At 57.7% G+C, this 6,274-nt stretch carries 7 protein-coding genes; 5 read left to right on the top strand and 2 right to left on the bottom strand.

Features of this window, described 5'->3' with window-relative positions:
• The 5 genes from JIN87_RS10475 to gmk form a co-directional block, all read left to right on the top strand.
• Positions 1-1,015, top strand: a 1,015-nt coding sequence (locus JIN87_RS10475; protein ID WP_200355511.1) for a tetratricopeptide repeat protein, incomplete at its 5' end; no start/stop codon positions are given.
• Positions 1,016-1,049: 34 nt separating this feature from the next.
• Positions 1,050-1,208, top strand: coding sequence for a hypothetical protein (locus JIN87_RS10470; RefSeq protein WP_200355510.1), 159 nt, complete (start codon positions 1,050-1,052; stop codon positions 1,206-1,208).
• Positions 1,209-1,341: 133 nt separating this feature from the next.
• Positions 1,342-2,703, top strand: a complete 1,362-nt coding sequence (miaB, locus tag JIN87_RS10465) for a tRNA (N6-isopentenyl adenosine(37)-C2)-methylthiotransferase MiaB (protein WP_200355509.1) — start codon at positions 1,342-1,344, stop codon at positions 2,701-2,703.
• A gap of 38 nt (positions 2,704-2,741) precedes the next feature.
• The gene (locus JIN87_RS10460; protein ID WP_200355508.1) at positions 2,742-3,287 is read left to right on the top strand and encodes a hypothetical protein; all 546 of its coding nucleotides are present in this window, start codon (positions 2,742-2,744) and stop codon (positions 3,285-3,287) included.
• Positions 3,288-3,293: 6 nt separating this feature from the next.
• The gene (gene gmk / locus JIN87_RS10455) at positions 3,294-3,911 is read left to right on the top strand and encodes a guanylate kinase (protein ID WP_200355507.1); all 618 of its coding nucleotides are present in this window, start codon (positions 3,294-3,296) and stop codon (positions 3,909-3,911) included.
• A 119-nt stretch (positions 3,912-4,030) separates the two neighbouring features.
• Here gmk and JIN87_RS10450 read toward each other — a convergent pair whose 3' ends face one another.
• On the bottom strand, positions 4,031-5,161 hold the full coding sequence (locus JIN87_RS10450) for a hybrid sensor histidine kinase/response regulator (RefSeq protein ID WP_200355506.1): 1,131 nt from the start codon (positions 5,159-5,161) through the stop codon (positions 4,031-4,033).
• Positions 5,162-5,163: 2 nt separating this feature from the next.
• Positions 5,164-6,012, bottom strand: a complete 849-nt coding sequence (locus JIN87_RS10445) for an HDOD domain-containing protein (RefSeq protein ID WP_200355505.1) — start codon at positions 6,010-6,012, stop codon at positions 5,164-5,166.
• Between the last annotated feature and the right edge of the window lie 262 nt (positions 6,013-6,274).

Genomic DNA, 6,274 nt, shown 5'->3' with positions numbered 1-6,274 from the left:
GAGGGGGTACAATCTAGACCTGGAGGTGGAGGGTGAGATTGCGGAGTTGGCGGCGGAGTTTCCTGGGTCGCCGGTTCCGAGTTTGATGGAGGCGGGCTACCTGTATTGGGTGCAGAACTACTTGAAGTGGGACGAGACGATGAAGGTCCGTTTCGAGGAGAAGGCGGAGGTGGCGTTGGAGGTGGCGAAGGCTTATTTGGCGGAGAACGAGGGGGATGCGGACGCGCAGTTCGCTGTGGGGATGGTGGAGCTGATGCAGGTGATCTACTACGTGGACCATCACCGCTGGTGGGCGGCGTTTTGGAAGACGCGGTCGAGTTTGAAGACGATGCGGCGTTTGGCGGCGGAGTATCCGGATTACCACGACGCGAAGTTGCCGCTGGGGATGCAGAACTGCTACTTGTCGCGTCCGCCGGCCTACTTGAAGCCGCTGGCGTTTCTGATGCGTTTCAAGGGGGATTGGGAGCTGGGGCTTCGCTACATGAGGGAGGCGCGTGACGGGGGGCTGTTTTGCCGGACGGACGCGGGGTATTATTTGGCGGAGATTTGGATCGAGTTGGAGGGTGACAAGCGGGCGGCGCGTGACGAGTTGGCGAAGCTGGTGGAGCGCTTTCCGGGGAATTTGAAGTTTCAGGCGAGGCTGGCGGAGTTGGACCGTGGTCTGGGAAAGCAGGTGGAGGCTCGCGAGCGGGCCCTGGAGGTTTTGGGGGATGAGCGTCTGGCGGCGTTTCCGGCGATAGAGGGGGAGGCGTTGACGACTTTGCTTTGGAGTTCGCTGGCTTCGCAGGCTTTGGAGTTGGCTGTGGAGACGGCGGATCGTGTGGAGGTTTTTCTGGATGAGTTTCCGGAAGGGGAGGGCTCGCAGGAGTGGGCGGCCTATGTGCGTGCGGAGGCGGTTTTGGGTTTGGGCGATCGAGAAAAGGCTGTGAAAATTTGGCGGGAAGTGGCGAAGGGCGATGATGCGGATGCGGCGAAAGAGGCGAAAAGGCGGCTGGCGGAGGAAGTTCGCGATTGAAAATCGCTAGGGTGCGCCCTGAATGCGTGGGCTTATGGCGAACAAGAAAAACGGGAAATGGGTGGTAGCCGCGGTCTTGGGTAGCGTGTTGCTAGCGAGCGCGATAGCGTTTTTCGTGCAGCAGCAGATCAACGCGAATCAGGGGAAGCCGCCGACGAAGCAGCCGTTCCAGCCGGAAGCGGTTGATGGGTAAGCTGAGCGGCTGGCTGCTGGGGCGAGGGCGGCTGCTTGCGGAATAGAGGGGGAGGCCTGCCGTGTTGGGCGAGCCCTAGCTTTGAGTTGACCTCGGGAGCGGGGACTCTATGGCGTTTGGGTTCTTTTTCACCATGAATCGCGTATACATCAAGACCTACGGCTGCCAGATGAACGAGCGGGACAGCGAGCAAGTCGCCTCGGACCTTCGTAATCGCGGGTACAGCATCGTTGATAATGAACATGATGCGGATGTCGTGTTGCTCAATACGTGCAGCGTGCGCGACCAGGCGGAGCAGAAGGCGATCGGCAAGGCGGGTTACCTGAAGAAGCGCAAGGTGGAGAATCCGAACTTCGTGCTCGGGGTGATGGGTTGCATGGCTCAAAACCATGGCTCTACGCTGGTCGATCGTCTGCCGGATCTCGATCTGGTGGTGGGAACGCAGAAGTTTCACCGGGTGCCGGATCACTTGGACAACTTGATCCAGACCATGAACGGGCAGGGACCACGTCCGGAGTCTATCGTGGATCTGGAGGAGGAAGCTGGCTCGCAGAATACGATTCGGGACCACATCGGAAAGAAGGACCAGGTGAGCGCGTTTGTCTCGATCATGCAAGGCTGCAATATGAACTGCGCCTTTTGCATCGTGCCGAAGACGCGCGGTCGGGAACGGGCTCGTCCGATCGAGGAAATCGTGGACGAGGTGACGCGGATCGCGGAAAGCGGCGTGAAGGAAGTGACTTTGCTGGGGCAGATCGTGACGAGCTATGGGCGTCGCGAGTTTCCGGTTGTGGGGGGCAAGAGCCCGTTTGTGCAGTTGCTCGAGAAGATTAACGATGTGAAGGGGATCGAGCGGATCCGTTTCACGTCTCCGCACCCGCGTGGGTTCAAGCAGGACTTGGTGGAAGCTTACCGTGACTTGCCGAAGCTTTGCGAGTACGTGCATTTGCCGCTGCAGGCGGGGTGCAACAAGACCCTGCGGGCGATGAATCGTCCGTACACGAAGGAGCGTTATCGCGAGATCGTGGAGTCGTTGCGAGCGGTGGTGCCGCACATGTATTTTTCGACCGACATCATCGTGGGCTTCCCGGGTGAGACGGAGGCGGACTTTGACGAGTCGGCCGCTTTCTTCGAGGAGATCGGCTACGATATGGCGTACATCTTCAAGTACAGCATCCGTACGGGCACGCCGGCGGAGGTGATGCCTGACCAGATTCCGACTGCGGAGAAGGAGCGTCGCAACCAGGTGTTGCTCGACATTCTCAGCAAGAGTTCGCTGAAGCGGAACGAGGGATTGGTCGGCACGACGCAGCAGGTGCTCGTCGAAGGGCCGGCTAAGCGAGGCGACAAGTTCACCGGCAAGACGCGTGGCTTCCGCAATGCGATCTTCGATGGTAGCGAGCGTTTGATCGGTCAGTTGGTCGATCTGAAGGTGGATCGTGCGACTGCGAGTACGGTTTACGGCGACTTGGTGCTTGCCGGGGTCGACGCCTAAAGGTTTGCTCTCGGGCAACTTGTTAACCCTGCACATTCGTGGAACTCAGCCTTACTCAATCGACTCTCTTTTTCGGGCTTATCTTGCTCGCTGCCGGTGGTAGCTTGCTGCTGAAGTATACATCGGTTTCGGCGATCCTGCGCGGATTTCCTCGATCGGGTCAGGCGGGCAAGGTGCTGATGATTCTGGCGATGGCTTGGACGGGCTGGAAGGTTTGGAATTTGAGCTCGATGGATTACGGCGACTACAAGCAGTACATCTTGATCGGCTTTGGCGTTTTGGGGGCGTTGAGTTTCAAGTACGCGTCGGATTTCTTGTCGGTGCGGGCGAGTTGCATCTTGTATCTATTTTTTGCGGACATGCTGGTTGATAGCGCATGGATGCGTTACGAGGAGCCGCTTCGCTTGCTGATGGTGGCGCCGGTGTATCTGGGAATCGCTTTGGCCCTCTACCTTGCTTACGCTCCTTTTCGTCTGCGCGACTTTTTTGGATGGTTGTTTGGGGTGGAGTCGAGAGCGAAGGTGTTCTCGATGGTGACTGCTGTTTATGGCGCGGTGCTGGCGGGCGTAGCTTTTAGCTTCTAGATTCAGATGATCTCACCGAAAGAAGATGTTTCTCTCCTCGTGGTGTTGGCGGGGCCGGCAGGCAGTGGCAAGACGACCTTGTGCGAACGCATGGTTGATACCGAGTCGAACGTGGAGCGGGTGGTGACCTGCACCACGCGTCAGCCGCGCGAAGGCGAGAAGGATGGGGTGGACTATCATTTTCTGAGCGACGAGCAGTTTGATCGGGCGATCGATACGGGGGCGTTTTTGGAGTGGGCCAAGGTTCATACCAATCGCTATGGCGTATTGAAGCGCGTGATACAGGAGAAGCTCGACCAGAAGATCGACATCGTGATGAATGTCGATGTGCAGGGGGTAGCCAATATCAAGGCTGCGGCTGCGGAGGACGAGATGTTGAGCAAGCGTTTGGTTACGATCTTCATTCTTCCGCCTGATCTTGAGGTTGTGCGCGAGCGTTTGCGGGGTCGTGGCAAGGACGACGAGGCGGAGATCGAGCGTCGGGTGCAGACTGCGATCAAGGAAGTGGAGCTTTGGCCGGATTTCGACTACGTGATTGTGACGAAGTCGAAGGACGAGGACTATGCGGCGCTGCAGAATATCTGGCGAGCGGAGAAGCTGCGTAGCTTGCGGTTGGGCGAGTAGATTCTTTGTTGCCCGCGAACGGTGGGTTGGAATGTTTGCCCAATGGGCAAACATGATGGGAAGCGTCTGATGACGCTTGAGGGAGGATTATTGGGAGGCTTGGGCTCTGTGGTGCGACCCTACAGGGGGAAGGTGAGTTTGATGGTGGTGCCTTGGGTGGCGGGGTCTACGTCTTCGCCGGCTTCGGTCGAGGTGACGCTGATGGCGCCGCCGCTTTTTTCGACGTAGCGTTTGACGAGGGGCATGCCGAATCCGGTGCCGGCTTCGTTGTCGGTGCCTTTGCGGGAGGTTTTGGCGGCGTCTCTGAAGATGTTTTTGAGAATTTCGGGCGGCATGCCGATGCCGTGGTCGCGTACTTGGATGACGCAGAATTTGTGACCTGAGTCGGTGATGGCTTTGGCCTCGACCTCGATGGAGCTGCCGGGGTGGGAGAACTTGATGGCGTTGGTGAGGAGGTTGTTGAGGATGTTGTGCACGAGCACGACGCGCTTGATCTGAAGCTGGAGGCCTTCGTCTATGTTGATGTCGAGCTGGAGCTTTTTCTTTTCGAGTCGTTCCGAGAGGGTGGCGCGCGCTTCTTGCAGGGCTTCGGCGAGCACGACGGTTTCGCTTTTGAACTGCTTGTTGGTTTTGACCAGGCTGTTCTCCTCGCGCACGTGGGTGATGATGTCCAAGGCGCTTTTGCAGCAGCCTGCCACCTTGTTGCCGATCATGTCGTCGATGGGCTTGCCGAGCGAGAGCTTGAGGTCGAGAAGGCTGTGGGCGGCGAAGATGGGATTTACCAGATCGTGGCAGAGGACTCGCAGGAGGGCTTTTTGCTCGGCGATCTGGGCGACGTTTTCGAGCCGAAGTCGATGCATTTGAATGTGTATCCGTACTCTGGTGACAAGTTCCTCGGGGTAGAAGGGTTTGAGGAGGAAGTCGATCCCGCCGGCTTTGAGAGCGGAGACGCGTTTGGTCGGGTCTTTTTTGGCGGAGAGGAAGAAGACGGGGACGTTTTTGGTGATGGGGGCGGCTTTGAGCTTTTCGCAGGCGGCGACTCCGACGTCGTCATCCCGGTTGTCCTCGAGCAGGATGAGGTCTGGGGTGAGCTCGGGGACTTTTGCGAGCAGGCTGGCTAGGTTTGAGAATTGTTCTACGGCGCAGGGCAGGTGTTGCTCTAGGCTGTACTTGGCGATGTTTCGAGTGGATGCGGAGTCATCCAGTATGAATATGTTGAATACGCCTTTTCGTGGTGGGGCTTCGCTCATGATTAGCAGTCCTTCAAGCTTGTGTAGACTTCATCGACGTGGGCTTCGATTTCGGTCACTTCTTTGGTCAGTTCGGCTTCGGTTAGCCTGAGTTTTGCTTGGGCTGGGTGGGCTCCGGGACGGCAAAGCGCCTTAAGGCGTGGGGGATCGATCAGGTGGAGGGCGAGGGTACGGGCGTAGTCGAGCAGGAGAATCTGCAGGTCTTTTGACGTGCTGGGGTTGTGGTTCTGTTGTTCGACGCGTTTGCAGAGTTCTGCGGGGAAATCCCAGGTGCGGAGGAGGATGGAGCCGGCCTTTTGGTTGGTGAAGCCGATCATCATGAGCTCCCATTCTTTTTCTGGTATGAAGCGGTCCCAGAAGACTTCGACTTCGCGGGCGTGGAGGATTTCGTTGATGACGACGCGGCCGATGCTGTGGAGGAGTCCGAAGAGGTAGGCTTCGTCGCTGTCGATGCCGAGGGCTTTGGCTTGGCGTTCGAGGAAGACGGCGGTGAAGTAGCTGTAGCGCCAGTAGGAGTCGGCGGTGACTCCGTAGGACTCCAGGTCGCGCATGAAGACCTGCTTGGAGAGGGCCATGCCGACGAGTTTGAGGGCTTGGTTGTAGCCGACCTTTTGGAGGGCGGTGGCGATGTTGTCGCTCTTATCGTTAAAGCCGTAGAGGGGGCTGTTGCTGAGTTGGACGATGGTCCCGGAGATGGCGCCGTCTGATTGGATAAGGCGCTCGGGCTCGGAGATGTCGGTGTTGAGGTCCTTGAGTAGGGCGTCGAGCTTGGAGAGCACGGCCATGTTTCCGTGGAGCTCGCCGATGCTCTTCACGGTTTCTTCGAAATTGGAGTCAGAGGTGGGTTCCATGGTCGTGGTTCGTAACTGTATCGGCAGGATGGAAGGCTGGGATAGCGATCTCGCGATTTTTCTAGGGAATTCGCCTAGAGCTTCGTCTTGAGGTTCGCGGAGTCGGGTTTGAGCACGGTTATCCCTTGCTAATATGTTGTAAATAAGGAGAGGGCGTTTTTACAAGAATGGGGATCGAGGTTGAAATTGTCGGGACCCTACCTAGGGTCGTTGGTGAATCCTCCAGCGTTTCTACGCTCTGTTAATCCTGTCTCTTCGTTAT

The organism is Pelagicoccus mobilis (assembly GCF_016595505.1).
GTDB classification, from domain to species: Bacteria; Verrucomicrobiota; Verrucomicrobiia; order Opitutales; family Opitutaceae; genus Pelagicoccus; species Pelagicoccus mobilis.
The sequence above is the reverse complement of the archived record's forward strand: the minus strand, read 5'-3'. Positions and strand labels throughout refer to the sequence as shown.

Excerpts from the sequence above, each read along its gene's own strand:
- JIN87_RS10470 (WP_200355510.1), top strand. The coding sequence starts at position 1,050 with ATGGCGAACAAGAAAAACGGGAAATGGGTGGTAGCCGCGGTCTTGGGT.
- miaB (WP_200355509.1), top strand. The coding sequence starts at position 1,342 with ATGAATCGCGTATACATCAAGACCTACGGCTGCCAGATGAACGAGCGG.
- gmk (WP_200355507.1), top strand. The coding sequence starts at position 3,294 with ATGATCTCACCGAAAGAAGATGTTTCTCTCCTCGTGGTGTTGGCGGGG.
- JIN87_RS10450 (WP_200355506.1), bottom strand. The coding sequence starts at position 5,161 with ATGAGCGAAGCCCCACCACGAAAAGGCGTATTCAACATATTCATACTG.
- JIN87_RS10445 (WP_200355505.1), bottom strand. The coding sequence starts at position 6,012 with ATGGAACCCACCTCTGACTCCAATTTCGAAGAAACCGTGAAGAGCATC.